The 17,066-nt window shown below is 69.4% G+C and carries 14 protein-coding genes; 4 read left to right on the forward strand and 10 right to left on the reverse strand.

Features of this window, described 5'->3' with window-relative positions; all coding sequences use genetic code 11:
* Nucleotides 1-60: 60 nt before the first annotated feature.
* The 3 genes from TN53_RS38325 to thyX form a co-directional block, all read right to left on the reverse strand.
* Complete coding sequence (locus TN53_RS38325; RefSeq protein WP_046263469.1) at nucleotides 61-1,746, reverse strand: ribonuclease J; 1,686 nt, start codon at nucleotides 1,744-1,746, stop codon at nucleotides 61-63.
* Between the two features lie 155 nt (nucleotides 1,747-1,901).
* Nucleotides 1,902-2,801 (reverse strand): 4-hydroxy-tetrahydrodipicolinate synthase, encoded by a 900-nt coding sequence (gene dapA / locus TN53_RS38330; RefSeq protein ID WP_046263470.1) that lies wholly within the window; start codon nucleotides 2,799-2,801, stop codon nucleotides 1,902-1,904.
* Nucleotides 2,802-3,012: 211 nt separating this feature from the next.
* The gene (gene thyX / locus TN53_RS38335) at nucleotides 3,013-3,753 is read right to left on the reverse strand and encodes an FAD-dependent thymidylate synthase (protein WP_046263471.1); all 741 of its coding nucleotides are present in this window, start codon (nucleotides 3,751-3,753) and stop codon (nucleotides 3,013-3,015) included.
* A gap of 199 nt (nucleotides 3,754-3,952) precedes the next feature.
* Between thyX and TN53_RS38340 the strand changes: the two genes are divergently transcribed.
* On the forward strand, nucleotides 3,953-4,192 hold the full coding sequence (locus tag TN53_RS38340; protein WP_046263472.1) for a hypothetical protein: 240 nt from the start codon (nucleotides 3,953-3,955) through the stop codon (nucleotides 4,190-4,192).
* A gap of 125 nt (nucleotides 4,193-4,317) precedes the next feature.
* Complete coding sequence (locus tag TN53_RS38345; protein WP_046263473.1) at nucleotides 4,318-4,872, forward strand: hypothetical protein; 555 nt, start codon at nucleotides 4,318-4,320, stop codon at nucleotides 4,870-4,872.
* A gap of 65 nt (nucleotides 4,873-4,937) precedes the next feature.
* Here TN53_RS38345 and TN53_RS38350 read toward each other — a convergent pair whose 3' ends face one another.
* From TN53_RS38350 to rpsO, 5 genes are all read right to left on the reverse strand, one after another.
* Complete coding sequence (locus TN53_RS38350; protein WP_046263474.1) at nucleotides 4,938-5,390, reverse strand: hypothetical protein; 453 nt, start codon at nucleotides 5,388-5,390, stop codon at nucleotides 4,938-4,940.
* Nucleotides 5,390-6,142, reverse strand: a complete 753-nt coding sequence (dapB, locus tag TN53_RS38355; protein WP_046263475.1) for a 4-hydroxy-tetrahydrodipicolinate reductase — start codon at nucleotides 6,140-6,142, stop codon at nucleotides 5,390-5,392. The genes TN53_RS38350 and dapB overlap by 1 nt, the downstream gene beginning before the upstream one ends.
* A 49-nt stretch (nucleotides 6,143-6,191) precedes the next feature.
* Nucleotides 6,192-7,571 carry a M16 family metallopeptidase gene (locus tag TN53_RS38360; RefSeq protein WP_046263476.1) on the reverse strand — a complete coding sequence of 460 codons (1,380 nt, stop codon included), beginning with the start codon at nucleotides 7,569-7,571 and terminating at the stop codon, nucleotides 6,192-6,194.
* Nucleotides 7,568-9,784, reverse strand: coding sequence for a polyribonucleotide nucleotidyltransferase (locus TN53_RS38365; protein ID WP_046263477.1), 2,217 nt, complete (start codon nucleotides 9,782-9,784; stop codon nucleotides 7,568-7,570). The genes TN53_RS38360 and TN53_RS38365 overlap by 4 nt, the downstream gene beginning before the upstream one ends.
* A gap of 311 nt (nucleotides 9,785-10,095) precedes the next feature.
* Nucleotides 10,096-10,383, reverse strand: coding sequence for a 30S ribosomal protein S15 (rpsO, locus tag TN53_RS38370; RefSeq protein ID WP_046263478.1), 288 nt, complete (start codon nucleotides 10,381-10,383; stop codon nucleotides 10,096-10,098).
* A gap of 272 nt (nucleotides 10,384-10,655) precedes the next feature.
* Here rpsO and TN53_RS38375 point away from each other — a divergent pair, with 272 nt between their 5' ends.
* Nucleotides 10,656-10,937 carry a DUF397 domain-containing protein gene (locus TN53_RS38375; RefSeq protein ID WP_046263479.1) on the forward strand — a complete coding sequence of 94 codons (282 nt, stop codon included), beginning with the start codon at nucleotides 10,656-10,658 and terminating at the stop codon, nucleotides 10,935-10,937.
* A gap of 43 nt (nucleotides 10,938-10,980) precedes the next feature.
* On the opposite strand, the gene TN53_RS38380 is transcribed toward TN53_RS38375, so the two are convergent.
* Together TN53_RS38380 and eccD are read right to left on the reverse strand one after the other, a co-directional pair.
* Nucleotides 10,981-11,271 carry a hypothetical protein gene (locus TN53_RS38380; RefSeq protein WP_046263480.1) on the reverse strand — a complete coding sequence of 97 codons (291 nt, stop codon included), beginning with the start codon at nucleotides 11,269-11,271 and terminating at the stop codon, nucleotides 10,981-10,983.
* Between the two features lie 27 nt (nucleotides 11,272-11,298).
* Nucleotides 11,299-12,792 (reverse strand): type VII secretion integral membrane protein EccD, encoded by a 1,494-nt coding sequence (gene eccD, locus TN53_RS38385; protein ID WP_046263481.1) that lies wholly within the window; start codon nucleotides 12,790-12,792, stop codon nucleotides 11,299-11,301.
* A gap of 317 nt (nucleotides 12,793-13,109) precedes the next feature.
* Here eccD and eccCa point away from each other — a divergent pair.
* Nucleotides 13,110-17,066, forward strand: a 3,957-nt coding sequence (gene eccCa, locus TN53_RS38390; protein ID WP_052745386.1) for a type VII secretion protein EccCa, incomplete at its 3' end; no start/stop codon positions are given.

Raw genomic sequence — 17,066 nt, forward strand, 5'->3', positions numbered from 1 at the left:
CCTCGATGCAAATCGAGGCGCCCCGCTCCAGGTTCACGCGTACGGGTGTCCGACAGACCGTCAGACCTCCACCACCACCGGGAGGATCATCGGCCTGCGGCGATAGGTGTCGGAGACCCACTTGCCGAGGGTCCGTCGCACCAGCTGCTGCATCTGGTGGGGTTCGACCACGCCGTCCTGGGCCGAGCGCTCCAGGACCTCCGTGATCCTCGGGATGACGTCGACAAACGCCGAGTCCTCGATACCCGAGCCACGGGCCTGGACGTGCGGTCCGCCCGTGATCTTGCCGGTCGACGAGTCGAGGACCACGAAGACCGAGATGATGCCTTCGTCGCCCAGGATCCTGCGGTCCTTGAGGGCCGGTTCGCCCACGTCGCCGACCGAGAGGCCGTCGACGTACACGTAACCCGCCTGGACCTTGCCGGAGATCTTGGCCTTGCCCTCGATGAGGTCGACGACGACGCCGTCCTCCGCGATGACGATCCGGTCGTGCGGGACGCCGGTGAGGGCGCCGAGCTCGGCGTTGGCGCGCAGGTGCCGCCACTCACCGTGGACCGGCATCAGGTTCTTCGGGCGGCAGATGTTGTAGAAGTACAGCAGCTCGCCGGCCGAGGCATGGCCCGAGACATGGACCTTGGCGTTCCCCTTGTGGACGACGTTGGCGCCCCAGCGGGTCAGTCCGTTGATCACGCGGTAGACCGCGTTCTCGTTGCCGGGGATCAGGGACGACGCCAGGATCACGGTGTCGCCGTTGACGATCCGGATCTGGTGGTCGCGGTTGGCCATCCGGGAGAGGGCAGCCATCGGTTCGCCCTGGGAGCCCGTGCAGACCAGGACCACCTCGCGGTCGGGAAGGTCGTCGAGCGTCTTGACGTCGACCACCAGGCCCGGCGGAACCTTCAGATAGCCCAGGTCCCTCGCGATGCCCATGTTGCGGACCATCGAGCGGCCGACGAAGGCGACCCTGCGGCCGTACTCGTTGGCCGCGTCCAGGATCTGCTGGATGCGGTGGATGTGGCTGGCGAAGCTCGCCACGATGATCCGCTTGCGGGCGTTCCCGAAGACCTGGTGCAGGACGTTGGAGATATCCCGCTCCGGCGGGACGAACCCGGGCACCTCGGCGTTCGTCGAGTCGGAGAGGAGGAGGTCGATCCCCTCCTCGCTCAGACGTGCGAACGCGTGCAGGTCCGTCAGACGGTTGTCCAGCGGGAGCTGGTCCATCTTGAAGTCGCCGGTGTGGACCACCATGCCCGCAGGGGTGCGGATGGCCACGGCCAGGGCGTCCGGGATGGAGTGGTTGACCGCGATGAACTCGCAGTCGAAGGGGCCGATGCGCTCGCGGTTCCCCTCCACCACCTCAAGGGTGTACGGGCGGATGCGGTGCTCCTGGAGCTTCGCCTCGATCAGGGCGAGGGTCAGCTTGGAGCCGATCAGCGGGATGTCCGGCTTCTCGCGGAGCAGGAAGGGGACGGCACCGATGTGGTCCTCGTGGCCGTGCGTGAGCACGATGCCCTCGATGTCGTCGAGGCGGTTCCTGATGGACGTGAAGTCCGGCAGGATCAGGTCGATCCCGGGCTGCTCCTCCTCGGGGAAGAGGACACCGCAGTCGACGATCAGAAGGCGGCCGCCGTACTCGAAGACCGTCATGTTTCGGCCGATCTCGCCGAGACCGCCGAGCGGGGTGACCCGCAGGCCGCCTTCCGGGAGCGGCGGGGGCGAACCGAGTTCAGGATGCGGATGACTCAAAAGACTCTCCTCACCACACGCGCCACGTACCGGTAGGGCACGTGGCGCGCATGACGTTCGTGCTAGTAGCAGTTGTCGTTGTGGGTGCAGGCACCGGTGGCCTGCTTATTCAGTTGTGAAGTCTGTTGCGCGCCTGGGGCGCGCGAAGTCTGTTGTCAGAGCTGTACCCCGCCGGCGGCAAGATCGATCTTGAGCTGCTCGACCTCTTCGGGCGTGAGCTCCACCATGGGGGCGCGCAGCGGTCCGGCGGGCAGGCCCTGGAGGGCGAGCGCGGCCTTCGTGGTCATGACGCCCTGGGTGCGGAACATGCCCGTGTAGACCGGGAGCAGCTTCTGGTGGATCTCGGTCGCCTTCTGGACGTCGCCGCAGGTGTACGCCTCCACCAGCGCGCGCAGCTCGGGGGTGACCAGATGGCCGACGACCGAGACGAAGCCGACCGCGCCCACGGAGAGCAGCGGCAGGTTCAGCATGTCGTCGCCGGAGTACCAGGCGAGGCCGGAGCGGGCGATGGCCCAGCTGGCGCGGCCGAGGTCGCCCTTGGCGTCCTTGTTGGCGACGATGCGCGGGTGCTCGGCCAGGCGGACGAGCGTCTCGGTGTTGATCGGGACGCCGCTGCGGCCGGGAATGTCGTAGAGCATGACCGGCAGCTCGGTGGCGTCGGCGAGGGCCTTGAAGTGCCGGTACAGGCCCTCCTGCGGGGGCTTGTTGTAGTACGGCGTGACGACGAGCAGGCCGTGGGCACCGGTCTTCTCGGCCGTACGGGCGAGTTCGAGGCTGTGGTGGGTGTCGTTGGTGCCGACGCCGGCGACGACGTGGGCGCGGTCGCCGACCGCTTCCAGCACGGCTCGTACGAGGTCCGTTTTCTCCGCGTCGCTGGTGGTGGGGGACTCACCGGTGGTGCCGTTGATGATCAGGCCGTCGTTGCCTGCGTCCACCAGGTGGGTTGCGAGCCGCTGCGCGCCGTCGAGGTCGAGCGCGCCGTCCGCCGTGAAGGGCGTGACCATGGCGGTGAGGACCCGCCCGAAGGGGGTCTGCGGAGTGGAGGTCGGAGCCATGGGTAACACGCTACTCGCTGCTCAAGGCGTGGTCTGCCCTCGGGGGGCGCGAAAAGTCATGACAAAGACGGAGCCCGGCACTGCCTGCTCGGGGGTTCAAGCAGTGCCGGGTCCGTTTGATCAGGCTAGATGAACTTCTCTAAATGCCGCAATACGGACACTTCGCACGGCTGACCCGTACATCTGTGCCCGGAGGGAGAACGCGGGTGCGTTACGGCGCCACACGGCCGTTCGCGTTGAAGGCCGCGTAGGTGAGCGGCATGAGCTTGGCCCACTCCGCCTCCATCTTCTCGCCGACCATCTCGATCTCCCGCTGCGGGAACGACGGGACCTTCGCCAGTTCGTGCTGGGTGCGCAGGCCGAGGAAGTGCATCAGCGAGCGCGCGTTGCACGTGGCGTACATCGAGGAGAACAGGCCGACGGGGAGGACGGCGCGGGCGACCTCGCGGGCGACGCCGGCGGCGAGCATCTCCTGGTAGGCCTCGTACGCCTGTCGGTAGGAGTCCTCCATCGTGCGGGTGACCAGCTGCTGCTGGGCCTCGGTGCCCTCGACGAAGACGTACTTGCCGGGGCGGCCCTCCTGGACGAGCTTGCGGTCCGCGCCGGGGACGTAGAAGACCGGCTCGAGCTCCCTGTAGCGGCCGGACTCCTCGTTGTACGACCAGCCCACGCGGTGCCGCATGAACTCGCGGAAGACGAGGATCGGGGCGCTGATGAAGAAGGTCATCGAGTTGTGCTCGAAGGGGCTGCCGTGCCGGTCTCTCATCAGGTAGTTGATGAGGCCCTTGGAACGCTCGGGGTCCTTCTGCAGCTCCTCCAGGGACTGTTCGCCGGCGGTGGAGACGCGGGCGGCCCACAGGACGTCCGAGTCGGCCGCGGTGTGCTTGACCAGCTCGACGGTGACGTCGCTGCGGAAGCTGGGCTTGAGGTCGTCGGCGGGGGTGTCGGTCACGGCTCGGAGGGTCCTTCCATCACTTCTCTCGGGCGGCGCCCACTCTACGGCCCGGCACTGACATCGGGGCGTTCGGTGCCGGGACGCGACATCTTCGGTGAAGTTCTGTGAATTCGGGGCATCAGGGCACCTTTTGTGGCACTCGTGCGTCTGTATCAACAACAGTCACTTATTCGAGCTTGAGAGGAGTGTCTCCCCGATGTTCCGTCGGCGTGAGCCCGTCCCGTTCGCCTTCGTCGCCGAGGCCGACAGGTTCCGCAGCAATGTCACTCCCCCACCCCGTGAGAAGTCCTCCGTGGGACAGATAGCCGGGAGCTGGCTCCTGGGGGTCACCATCGTCGCCGCGCTGGTGGGGTCCCTGGTTCTCGGGATGCCGGCGCTGACGCTCGATCACTCCCCCACCTCGACACAGGAGTCACAGGCGTCCCAGGGACACTGACTCTCCCCCACTGCCCCAAATGGCGTGGGAGGGACCCCCATGGACCCCCAAGGGTGGATCCAGGAGACACCGGCGGATAGCCTCACCGGGCACAGCCCACCGCATGGATTGAGTGAGGACCAGTCGTGCCCCTGCCCTTCCTGACGGCCGACCGCGTATTCGAGACAGCCGACGACGTCGCGCTGCCCTTCGACGACCGCGAACACTGGCGGCGCCCCTACCGGCCCGGTCCCTATCGGGTGGGTGCGGCGGCGCTGCTGTTGCTGCTCGCCTCGTATGTGCTGTTCGCGGCGGTCATCATCGCCCTCACCGGCTCCGCGTCCGAGGGCGGTGTGGTCTTCGGGATCGCGCTCGCCGTCATCGCCGTCGCGCTGCGGCTGCTGCGCATGGGGGTGTGGGTGAGCGCGCGCGGAGTACGTCAGGTGGGGTTCCTCCTCACGCGTACGACGCGCTGGGACAAGGTCGTCGCCGTGCGGACGGTGCAGCAGCCGGTGCGCTGGCTGGGGCTGCCGCGGACGGTGCAGGGACAGGCGCTGACCGTCGTACGCCATGACCGGGCGGCCGGGGGCGCGGTGCCGCTGCTGACCACGCACAACGCGGACTTCCTGGCGCGGCCCGAGGCGTTCGACCGGGCTGCCGACTCGGTGGAGGCTTGGGGCGCGGAGTATCAGCGGGGCTGAGTCAACCGCAGAGACGTCGAAGGGGCCGGTCCGCAGCCGCGGGCCGGCCCTTCGGTGTACGTCGGTCAGGCCTGGACCGGCCGTCCCTCGTGCAGGGCGATCGCGCGCTGCATCGCCTTGCGGGCGCGCGGGGTGTCGCGGGCGTCGTGGTAGGCGACGGCCAGGCGGAACCAGCTGCGCCAGTCGTTGGGTGCCGCCTCCGTCTCGGCCTTGCGCTTGGCGAAGACCTCGTCGGCCGAGTCGCGGTCGATACGGCCGCTGGGAGTGCGCTGCAGCTCGTCGAGGGGCAGGCCGCCCTCGGCGTCGAGTTCGGCGGCGAGCTGGTTGGCCTTGCGGACGAACTGGGTGTTCTTCCACAGGAACCACACGCCGATGACCGGCAGGATCAGTACCGCCACGCCGAAGGTGACGGTGAGAAGCGTGCCGGTCTGGATGAGCATGACGCCACGGCTGCCGACCAGGACGAAGTAGAAGACCAGGACGGCGGCCGTTATGGCGTAGGACAGCTTGGCGCGCATCAGCCCAGGTCCAGGAAGTGTTCCAGGCCGAAGGTGACGCCAGGAGTGGTGACCACGCGGCGGGCGCCCAGCAGGATGCCCGGCATGAAGCTGCTGTGGTGGAGCGAGTCGTGGCGGATGGTCAGCGTCTCGCCCTCGCCGCCGAGCAGGACCTCCTGGTGGGCCAGCAGGCCGCGCAGGCGGACGGAGTGGACGGGGACGCCGTCGACGTCCGCGCCGCGCGCGCCGTCCAGGCCCGTCTCCGTGGCGTCCGGCGCCGGGGCCGTGCCCGCCGCGGCGCGGGCCGCGGCGATGAGCTGGGCCGTGCGCGTGGCCGTGCCGCTCGGGGCGTCGACCTTCTTCGGGTGGTGGAGTTCGACGACCTCCACCGACTCGAAGTAAGGCGCGGCGATCTGCGCGAACTTCATGTTCAGGACGGCCCCGATGGAGAAATTGGGCGCGATGAGGACGCCCGTCTCCGGGGAGGCAGCCAGCCAGCCGTTCAGCTGCGCGAGGCGCTCGTCGGTCCAGCCCGTCGTACCGACGACGGCGTGGATGCCGTGGCCGACGCAGTACTCGAGGTTGGCCATCACCGAGTCGGGCGTGGTCAGTTCGACGGCGACCTGGGCGCCCGTCTCGGCCAGCGTCTCCAGCTTGTCGCCCCGGCTCAGGGCGGCGACCAGCTCCATGTCCTCGGCGGCCTCCACGGCCCGTACCGCCTCGGAGCCGATCCGGCCCTTGGCACCGAGGACCGCCACGCGCAGCTTGCTCATCTTCTTGCTTCCTTAACCGGGGTTCCGGGGTCTTGGAGTTCGGACCGGGTCAGGCCACGGCCTCGTGCAGACGCGCCGCCTGCTTGTCCTTGAGCGGGCCGATGACCGACAGCGAGGGCCGCTGTCCCAGGATGTCGCGGGCGACCGCGCGGACGTCGTCCGGGGTGACCGAGGCTATCCGGGCCAGCATGTCGTCGACGGACATCTGCTCGCCCCAGCACAGCTCACTCTTGCCGATGCGGTTCATGAGCGCACCGGTGTCCTCCAGGCCGAGGACGGTGGAGCCGCGGAGCTGGCCGATGGCACGGGCGATCTCGTCGTCGGTCAGGCCGTGCTCAGCGACGTGATCGAGTTCGTCGCGGCAGATCTTCAGCACGTCGTGCACCTGCGAGGGCCGGCAGCCCGCGTACACGCCGAACAGGCCGCAGTCGGCGAAGCCCGAGGTGTACGAGTACACGCTGTAGGCCAGGCCGCGCTTCTCGCGGACCTCCTGGAAGAGCCGGGAGGACATGCCGCCGCCCAGCGCGGTGTTCAGCACGCCCAGCGACCAGCGGCGCTCGTCCGTGCGGGCCAGGCCCGGCATGCCGAGGACGACGTGCGCCTGCTCGGTCTTGCGGCCGAGCAGCTCGACGCGGCCCGCGGTGCGCAGGGCGCGCTTGCCCTCGCGCGGGGCGATGGGCGTGGCGTCGGTGTTCTTGAGGGCGCCCGCCTTCTCGAAGGCCGCGCGGACCTGTCGTACGACCTTGTTGTGGTCGATGTTGCCCGCGGCCGCCACGACCAGGTGCGTCGGGTCGTAGTGCTTCTTGTAGAAGCGGCGGATGCGGTCGGCGGTGAGGGCGTTGACGGTGTCGACCGTGCCGAGGACCGGGCGGCCGAGGGGGTTGTCGCCGAACATGGTGTGCGCGAACAGGTCGTGCACGCAGTCGCCCGGGTCGTCCTCGGTCATGGCGATCTCTTCGAGGATCGCGCCCCGCTCGACGTTGACGTCGTCCTCGAGGATCAGCGAGCCCGTGAGCATGTCGCAGACGACGTCGATGGCGAGCGGCAGGTCGGTGTCGAGCACGCGTGCGTAGTAGCACGTGTACTCCTTCGCCGTGAACGCGTTCATCTCGCCGCCGACCGCGTCGATCGCCGAGGAGATGTCCAGCGCCGACCTGCTCGTGGTGCCCTTGAAGAGCAGGTGCTCCAGGTAGTGCGTGGCGCCGTTCAGGGACGGGGTCTCGTCGCGGGAGCCGACGTGGGCCCAGATGCCGAAGGTGGCGGAGCGGACCGAGGGCAGCGTCTCGGTGACGATGCGCAGGCCGCCCGGGAGGGTGGTCTTGCGGACCGTACCGATGCCGTTCGCGCCCTTGACGAGGGTTTGGGTACGGGCGACGGCCCGCGCCTCCGAAGAGGTGCGGGCCGTCGCCGGTGAGCTACTCGACGTCACTTGTCGGTGTCGTCCTTCTTCTCATCGTTCTCTTCGCCCTCGATGACCGGGATCAGGGAGAGCTTGCCGCGGGAGTCGATCTCGGCGATCTCGACCTGGACCTTGGAGCCCACGGCCACGACGTCCTCGACGTTCTCCACGCGCTTGCCGCCGGCGAGCTTGCGGATCTGCGAGATGTGCAGCAGACCGTCCTTGCCCGGGAGCAGCGACACGAACGCACCGAAGGTGGTGGTCTTGACGACCGTACCCAGGTAGCGCTCGCCGACCTCCGGCATGGTCGGGTTGGCGATCGAGTTGATCGTGGCGCGCGCGGCCTCGGCCTGCGAGCCCTGCTGGGCACCGATGTAGATGGTGCCGTCGTCCTCGATCGTGATGTCGGCGCCGGTGTCCTCCTGGATCTGGTTGATCATCTTGCCCTTCGGGCCGATGACCTCACCGATCTTGTCCACGGGAATCTTGACGGTGATGATCCGCGGGGCGTTGGGGGACATCTCGTCCGGCGTGTCGATCGCTTCCATCATCACGTCGAGGATGTGGAGGCGGGCGTCACGGGCCTGCTTGAGGGCCGCGGCCAGGACGGAGGCGGGGATGCCGTCCAGCTTGGTGTCCAGCTGGAGGGCGGTGACGAATTCCTTGGTGCCGGCGACCTTGAAGTCCATGTCGCCGAAGGCGTCCTCCGCACCGAGGATGTCGGTGAGGGCGACGTAGTGCGTCTCGCCGTTGATCTCCTGGGAGATCAGGCCCATGGCGATACCGGCGACGGGGGCCTTGAGGGGCACACCGGCGTTCAGCAGCGACATGGTGGAGGCGCAGACCGAGCCCATCGACGTCGAGCCGTTCGAGCTCAGCGCCTCGGACACCTGACGGATCGCGTAGGGGAACTCCTCGCGCGTCGGCAGGACCGGAACGATGGCGCGCTCGGCGAGAGCGCCATGGCCGATCTCACGGCGCTTCGGGGAGCCGACACGGCCGGTCTCGCCCACGGAGTACGGCGGGAAGTTGTAGTTGTGCATGTAGCGCTTGCGGGTCACCGGGGAGAGGGTGTCCAGCTGCTGCTCCATACGGAGCATGTTGAGGGTGGTGACGCCCAGGATCTGGGTCTCGCCACGCTCGAACACCGCGGAGCCGTGCACACGCGGGATGGCCTCGACCTCGGCGGCGAGCGTACGGATGTCCGTCACGCCACGGCCGTCGATGCGCTTCTTCTCCTTGATCACGCGCTCGCGGACGAGCTGCTTGGTCAGGGAGCGGTACGCGGCGGAGATCTCCTTCTCGCGGCCCTCGAACTCCGGCAGGAGCTTCTCGGCGGCGAGCGCCTTGACGCGGTCCAGCTCGGCCTCGCGGTCCTGCTTGCCCGCGATCGTCAGCGCGGAGGCGAGCTCCGGGCGGACGGCGGCGGAGAGCGCCTCCAGGACGTCGTCCTGGTAGTCGAGGAAGACCTTGAAGTCGCCGGTCGGCTTGGCGGCCTTCGCGGCGAGGTCGGCCTGGGCCTTGCAGAGCACCTTGATGAAGGGCTTCGCGGCTTCCAGACCGGCGGCGACGACCTCCTCGGTCGGCGCCTCGGCGCCGCCCGCGACCAGCTGGATGGTCTTCTCGGTGGCCTCGGCCTCGACCATCATGATCGCGACGTCGCCGTCCTCCAGGGCGCGGCCCGCGACGACCATGTCGAAGACGGCGTCCTCGAGCTCGGTGTGCGTCGGGAAGGCGACCCACTGGCCGTTGATCAGCGCGACGCGGACGCCGCCGATCGGGCCGGAGAAGGGCAGACCGGCCAGCTGCGTGGACGCGGAGGCGGCGTTGATCGCCACGACGTCGTACAGGTGGTCGGGGTTGAGGGCCATGATCGTGGCGACGACCTGGATCTCGTTGCGCAGGCCCTTCTTGAAGGACGGGCGCAGCGGGCGGTCGATCAGACGACAGGTGAGGATGGCGTCCTCGGAGGGACGGCCCTCACGGCGGAAGAAGCTGCCGGGGATCTTGCCGGCGGCGTACATCCGCTCCTCGACGTCCACCGTGAGGGGGAAGAAGTCGAGCTGGTCCTTGGGGTTCTTGGAGGCGGTGGTGGCCGACAGCACCATGGTGTCGTCGTCCAGATACGCCACGGCGGAGCCGGCGGCCTGCTTGGCCAGGCGGCCCGTCTCGAAGCGGATGGTGCGGGTGCCGAAGGAGCCGTTGTCGATGACGGCCTCGGCGTAGTGGGTCTCGTTCTCCACTAGCGTTTCTCCATTACTTTTCGTCTTTTGTCCCGACCCGCCCGTGTGGCGGGGGGACATGGGCGGAGAAGCGCTCCGTCTGGTGCGGGCCGGTCTTCGATCGAAGCACCCGGGTTCGCATTGCCCGGGAGCCACTACCGAGGACCGGCGGCGGCGAGGTGCACTTCTCCTCGTGGTACTGCGTGTACTGCGTTGTGCTACCACACTACAAAGCAGGTATGACACTCCGCACGTTTCCGTACGTACAGCGAGCACGTACGGCAAAGGGAGCGGCCCCCGACTCGTTTCGGGAACCGCTCCCTCATGACGTCTTACTTGGCGCCCGCCGCACCACGGCGGATGCCGAGGCGGTCGACCAGCGCGCGGAAGCGCTGGATGTCCTTCTTCGCCAGGTACTGGAGAAGGCGGCGGCGCTGACCGACCAGGATCAGCAGACCACGACGGGAGTGGTGGTCGTGCTTGTGGGTCTTGAGGTGCTCGGTCAGGTCCGAGATCCGGCGCGAGAGCATCGCGACCTGGACCTCGGGGGAGCCGGTGTCGCCCTCCTTCTGACCGAACTCGGCGATGAGCTGCTTCTTCACTGCGGCATCGAGCGGCACTCGAAACTCCTCGTAGTCTGAAAATGGCCACCGAGTGCCCCCGGTCTATGTCTCGGGGGAGCTTCCGTTACTCGGGAGGCGGGGATCCGCTGGGCGCGGCCTCCAGAGCGAAGGGCTCCGGGGGTGCGTACACGAACGGCCGTCACTCAGGGTACCAGGCAAAGGTGGGGGCCTTCGCCCCGGTTCCGGAAGCGCCCTGATGGGGCCCGGGGGGCCACTAGGGTGAGCGCTCGGATCGTGGTCGTACGACGTCGGGAAGGGGTCGCCGGGACATGGCGGAGACGGCAGAGGAGATCAAGGCGCGCAAGGAGCGGGAGCGGGACGAGCTCTACGCCCTCGACATCTCGGGCGTCGAGTGGCACAGCGCGCCGGGCACCGAGGAGCACGAGGAACGGGTCGAGATCGCGTACCTGCCCGAGGGTGCCGTGGCCATGCGGTCCTCGCTGGAACCGGACACCGTGCTGCGGTACACGGAGGCGGAGTGGCGGGCGTTCGTGCTGGGTGCGCGGGACGGGGAGTTCGACATCGAGCCGGCGCCGCAAGAGGCGGAGTGACGGTGAGGGGCGGCACGCGTGCGTGCCGCCCCTCTTCGCTCTCTCAGTGCTTCAGTCCGGCGCCGCCGACGGCGAGGGCCATCAGGTGGCCTTCGGGTGAGGCGGGGACCTGCTCGGTCGTCTCCCTCACCTCGTCGGGCGCCTGCTGTGCGGCCGTCGTTTCGTTCGCGGGCGCTTCGTCCGGCTGGTGCCACAGCAGCCGGCCACCCAGGCAGAGAACGGCGATCACAGCGGCGGCTGTCGCCCCTGCGATCCGGTTACGGAGTCTGCGTCGCACCTTGTCCGCGGTCCGTGTGGACTCGGTGTACATCGACGGCTGCGGGCCGAAGCTCACGTGCGGAAGTCCTTCCCTGCGCTGCGTTCAGCTCGTCATCGAGCGGACAGTGGCGTACACGTCGAAGACCGCCAGCGCGAGCGGGACCAAGGTCAGCAGGACGAAGCCCTCGGCAATCTCCATGAAGCGGCCCCAGAACGGGGTGAGCCCGCCCCGCGAAGCGATCAGACCGATGGCGGTGACCAGGGCGGACGCCGCCGCGATGGCCGCGACGAGCCAGATCGTGCGGAGGTCGAGGCCGGCGTAGTCGCCCCTTTGGGCGTCGTTCTTCAACGACTCCGGCAGGTTGAGCGCGAGCCCGAGGCCGAGCAGTACGAGGGAGGCGAGACCGGCGGCCAGGAGGGGCGCGACCTGAGTCGTGTAGCGGAAGAGACGAGCCCGCATCAGGAGGGCGACGCCCGTCGCGAGGGCGAGCAGCTGGGCCCAGAGTCCGTCGGAGAAACCGAGGACCGCCGAGGCCGCGACCGCGGTCACCGCGCAGCCGCCGACCAGACCCACCAGCAGTTCGTGGCCGCGGCGCGCCTGGGCGACGACGCGTTCGGCGTCGAGCGGCTCCTGGGCGGCGGGGGCGGCGCCGTACGCGCTGCGGGAGGTGTTGCTCGGCGGGTCGAAGCCGATCGGCAGCCGGGCGAAGCGCATCGACAGACCCGGCAGGAAGGCCAGCGCCCCGACGGCGATCGGGGCGCACAGTCCGGCGATCTCGGCCGGCGTCCAGTGCGCGAGGGTACCGGCGAACGCCGCGCCAAGGCCGATGGCCGAGGCGAGTACGAACGCGACGAACGGGCCGTCGCCGTTCGGTGCGCACAGGGTCAGCACGACCGAGGCCAGCAGGACGGCGGCACAGGCGAGCAGGAACTGCAGCTTGCCGATGCCCTGGCCGTCGGCCAGCGGCAGCAGCCCGGAACCCGCCACGCCCACGTTGGGGAGGGCGCCGAGGCCCAGGGCGACGGCCGAGGCCCGGTCGTCGTAGACCCGGGCCCGCACGCAGGCGAGGACGACGAGGAGTACGCCGACGACCCCGGCGAGGATGCCCGGGAGGCCGTTCATGTCGTGGCGGGGCTCGCCGGTCCAGGCCACGAAGGCGAGGAGGGTCGGCAGGACTCCTCCTCCCACCAGGCCCGCGGTGCGCGTCAGTTCGCCGCCCCACAACGAGCGGTCGCGCGCCACGGCGGAGGCGACCGCCTCGGACACGTCGTCGAACACGACGGGGGGCAGCGACTCGGAGAAGGGCCGCAGCGTCAGCAGTTCGCCGTCGAGGATGCGCTGGGCGGCGAACGAACGTGAGCTGTCGAGGACGGTGCCGTCCCGGCGTACGAGGTGGTAGCCCACCGGTTCGCCCGCGGCGGGGCTCTGCTGCGAGAGCCTGAGGATCTCCGGATAGATGTCGGCGACCGGGATGTCGTCGGGCAGTGCCACGTCGATCCGGCCGTCGGGCGCGACGATCGTGACCCGGCAGAAACCCAGTCCCGTACCCGTGCCGGACGGCGCCCCCGTACCGGGTCCCGCTCCGGTGGCCGTCATGCTCACGTGCTGCTCCCCCTGTGTCGTGGATCTGTGTCGGCATGTGCGTGGGTGCCCGCGCGGGTGCCCACGTGGGTGTCCGCGGCTGCGATTCGGTGGCGTTTGCGCGTGCGCCCCGTGAAGATCCGGTGTCTGCGTTCCGGATCGGCTGGAATGCCCCGATCCGCCACCCCCGTTCACGTGTGCTCACGCGAACATCCGGCACCCTACCGCCCGTTGGTCACTCTGCGAGTCAGTAGGATCACGCGGCGGGCTCCGGCCGCCTGACACGGGGAGGCGGACGAACTCGGGTGGCCCGGCTAGGGGATTGGTGAGCAGTGAGCCACATCGTCGTGAAGCGTCCGCCGCGGGCGCTGCCGTCCGAGGTGCCCATGGGCGAGGTCGTCCTGCAGCCGCCGCCGGAGCTGCCGCGCGGGCATCAGGAGAGTGTGCTGATGCAGTTGCTGCCGACGCTGGGCATGGGCGGCTCGGTGGTGTTCTTCTTCACGAGCGGACAGCCGTTCATGAGGATCATGGGCATGGTCATGATCGCCTCGACGGTGGCCATGTCCGTCGCGATGGTGGTCCGCTTCCGCCGCGGCTCCCAGGGGCAACTCGCCGACATGCGCAGCGACTACCTGAGCTATCTGGCGCGGACCAGGGACGCCGCGGTCGACACCGCGAAGGCGCAGCGCGACGCGCAGTACTACCTCCACCCCTCCCCCGAACAGCTGTGGGCCCTGGTCGCCGAAGGCAGCCGGGTGTGGGAACGACGCTCGGGCGACGAGGACTTCGCCCAGGTCCGCATCGGTCTGGGGGCGCAGGGCCTGGCCACTCCGCTCGTCGCACCCGAAACCGGACCGGTGGAACAGCTGGAGCCCCTGACGGCGGGCGCGATGCAGCGTTTCCTCGCCGCCCACGGCACCCTGGACGACCTGCCGATGGCAGTCTCCCTGCGCGCCTTCTACCACGTCACCATCAGCGGTGACGCCCAGTCGGTACGGTCCTCCGCGCGCGCCATGACCGGCTCGCTGGCCGCTCTGCACTCGCCCGAGGACCTGATCGTCGTCGTCGCGGCCGGCCGGGAGGCCCTCCCCCACTGGGAGTGGGCCAAGTGGCTGCCGCACGCCCAGGCACCCGGTGCGGTGGACGGCGCGGGCAGCCGCCGGCTGATCGACAGCGACGGCCGCGAGCTCGAGAACCTGCTCGCCTCCCGCCTGACCGGCCGTCCGCGGTTCCACCCGAACGCGGCACCGCTCCCGGACGAGCCGCACATCGTCGTCGTACTCGACAGCCTCTCCCTGCCGCCGGACTCCATGCTGGCCAACCCCGAGGGACTCCAGGGCGTGACCGTTCTCGAGGTCGTCCCCGGCGAGCTGACCGGGGCCGGCGGCGACCTCTCCATCGTCGTACGACCTGGCGCGCTGCACCTGGAGTCCGGCCACGGTGTCGTCTACGAGGGGACGCCCGACGCCCTCTCGTACGAGTCCGCCGAGGCCCTCGCCCGCCAACTGGCGCCCCTGCGCATGGCGTCCGGGGGTGACGACGACGAACCGTTGCTCGCCAACCTGGAGTTCACGGACCTGCTGAACCTCGGGGACGCGGCGTCCGTCGACACCAAGCGCACCTGGCGGGCGCGTTCGCTCGCCGAGCGGCTGCGGGTGCCGATCGGCGTCGGCGAGGACGGCCGCCCGGTCATGCTGGACCTGAAGGAGGCCGCGCAGGAGGGCATGGGGCCGCACGGCCTGTGCGTGGGCGCCACCGGCTCCGGAAAGTCGGAGCTGCTGCGCACGCTGGTGCTGGGCCTGGCGGTGACGCATTCCTCGGAGACGCTGAACTTCGTCCTCGCGGACTTCAAGGGCGGTGCGACCTTCGCCGGGATGGCGCAGATGCCGCACGTGGCCGCCGTGATCACCAACCTCGCGGACGACCTGACCCTCGTCGACCGCATGGGTGACTCCATCCGTGGCGAGCTGAACCGTCGCCAGGAGATGCTGCGTGACGCGGGCAACTACGCCAACATCCACGACTACGAGAAGGCGCGCGCGGCGGGCGCGCCCCTGCAGCCGATTCCTTCCCTGGTGTTGGTGATCGACGAGTTCAGCGAGCTGCTGACGGCGAAGCCCGACTTCATCGAGATGTTCGTGCAGATCGGTCGCATCGGACGGTCCCTGGGCGTGCACCTGCTGTTGGCGTCGCAGCGCCTGGAGGAGGGCAGGCTGCGCGGCCTGGAGACGTATCTGTCGTACCGGATCGGCCTGCGGACGTTCTCCGCGGCGGAGTCGCGCGCGGCGCTGGGCGTGCCGGACGCCTACGAGCTGCCGAATGTGCCGGGTTCGGGGATCCTGAAGTTCGGCACGGACGAAATGGTGCGGTTCAAGGCGGCGTACGTCTCCGGGGTCCACCGATCGGGGGCACGGCACGGGGCGTTGAACGGCGGTTCGCTGCCGGTGGACCGGCGGCTGGTGCTGTTCACGGCGGCAGAGGTGCCGGTGCAGTATGTGCCGGTGCCGCAGCAGAGGTCTTCGGGTGCGGACGGGGATGCTCCGGAGGTCGACGAGGCGCTCGCCGACACCGTGCTGGACGTGATCGTGCGCCGACTGGAGGCACAGGGCCCGGCGGCGCACCAGGTGTGGCTCCCGCCGCTGGACAGCCCGCCGTCACTGGACGGACTCCTGCCGGGCCTCACGGCCGTACAGGGGCGTGGGCTGACCCAGCCGGGCTACGAGGGCGCGGGGCGCCTGGTCGTGCCGGTGGGCTTGGTGGACAAGCCGTACGAGCAGCGCCGTGACGCGCTCTGGGTGGACTTCTCGGGTGCGGCCGGCCATATGCAGATCCTCGGCGGCCCACAGTCCGGCAAGTCGACGCTGCTGCGATCGCTGATCTGCTCCTTCGCGCTGACGCACACGCCCCACGAAGTCCAGTTCTACGGACTCGACTTCGGCGGCGGAGGCATGGCCGCCGTGGCCGGCCTGCCCCACGTGGGCGGGGTGGCCTCCCGCCTGGATCCCGAACGGGTACGGCGCACGGTGGCCGAGGTGTACGGCGTACTGACACGCCGCGAGGAGTACTTCCGCTCGTCGGGCATCTCGTCGATCGCGGACTTCCGGACCAAGCGGGCGAGGGGCGAGATCTCGGCCACGGACCAACCGTGGGGCGATGTCTTCCTGGTCATCGACGGGTGGGGCAACTTCCGTTCCGAGTACGAGGCGATGGACCAGGTGATCCAGGACATCGCGGCGCGGGGTCTCGGATACGGCGTCCATCTCGTCCTCACGGCCTCACGTTCGATGGAGGTCAGGTCCGCCCTCAAGGACCACCTGATGAACCGCCTCGAGCTGCGGCTCGGCGACACCATGGACTCCGAACTTGACCGCAAGGTCGCCGCGAACGTCCCTTCCGGGGTGCCGGGCCGCGGCCAGTCCCCGGGCAAACTCCACTTCATGGCGGCGGTGCCGCGCATCGACGGTCTGGCGTCCGACACGGAGCTGGCGGAGGCGACGTCGGCGCTGGCAGCCGAGGTCACCCGGCACTGGCAGGCGCCGGGGGCCCCTGAAGTCCGGCTGCTGCCGCGCGAGTTCGCCGCGTCGCATCTGCCGCCGGGGAACCGCTTCCCACGGCGGGGGGTCGCGTTCGGGCTCGACGAGGACAATCTCGAGCCGGTTTTCGTCGACTTCGAGCAGGACCCGTTCTTCGTGGTGTTCGGCGAGAGCGAGTCCGGCAAGTCGAATCTGCTGCGGCTGCTCATCAAGCAGGTGACGGAGCGGTATTCGGGCGACGAGTGCAAGTTTTTCGTGGTCGACAACCGGCGGTCGTTGTTGGGTGTCACGCCGGATTCGCATCTGGCCGAGTACATCCCGATGTCCAATGCCATGGACCATCACATGACCGCGTTGGCTGAGTTGATGAAACGCCGGACGCCGTCCGCCGACGTCACGGCCCAGCAGTTGCGGGACCGGAGCTGGTGGCAGGGGCCGACGGTGTTCGTCGTCATCGACGACTACGACCTTGTCTCGACGTCGAGTGGGAATCCGTTGGCGGGGCTTACGGAGATGTTGCCGTTCGCTCGGGATGTGGGGGTGAGGTTCATCATCGCGCGGTCCACGGCCGGGGCGGGGCGGGCTTCCTACGAGGCGTTCATGCAGCGGATCAAGGAGTTGGGGGCGCAGGGGGTTGTGCTTGCCGGGGATCCGAGTGAGGGGGATCTGTTGGGGGGGGTCCGGCCTCGGGGAACCGCTTGCGCGGGGGGGGGGGGCACTCGAGGGCCTGGTCGACGAAGTCCCAGATCCAGCCGC

The organism is Streptomyces sp. WM6386, assembly GCF_000972385.1.
Lineage (GTDB): Bacteria > Actinomycetota > Actinomycetes > Streptomycetales > Streptomycetaceae > Streptomyces.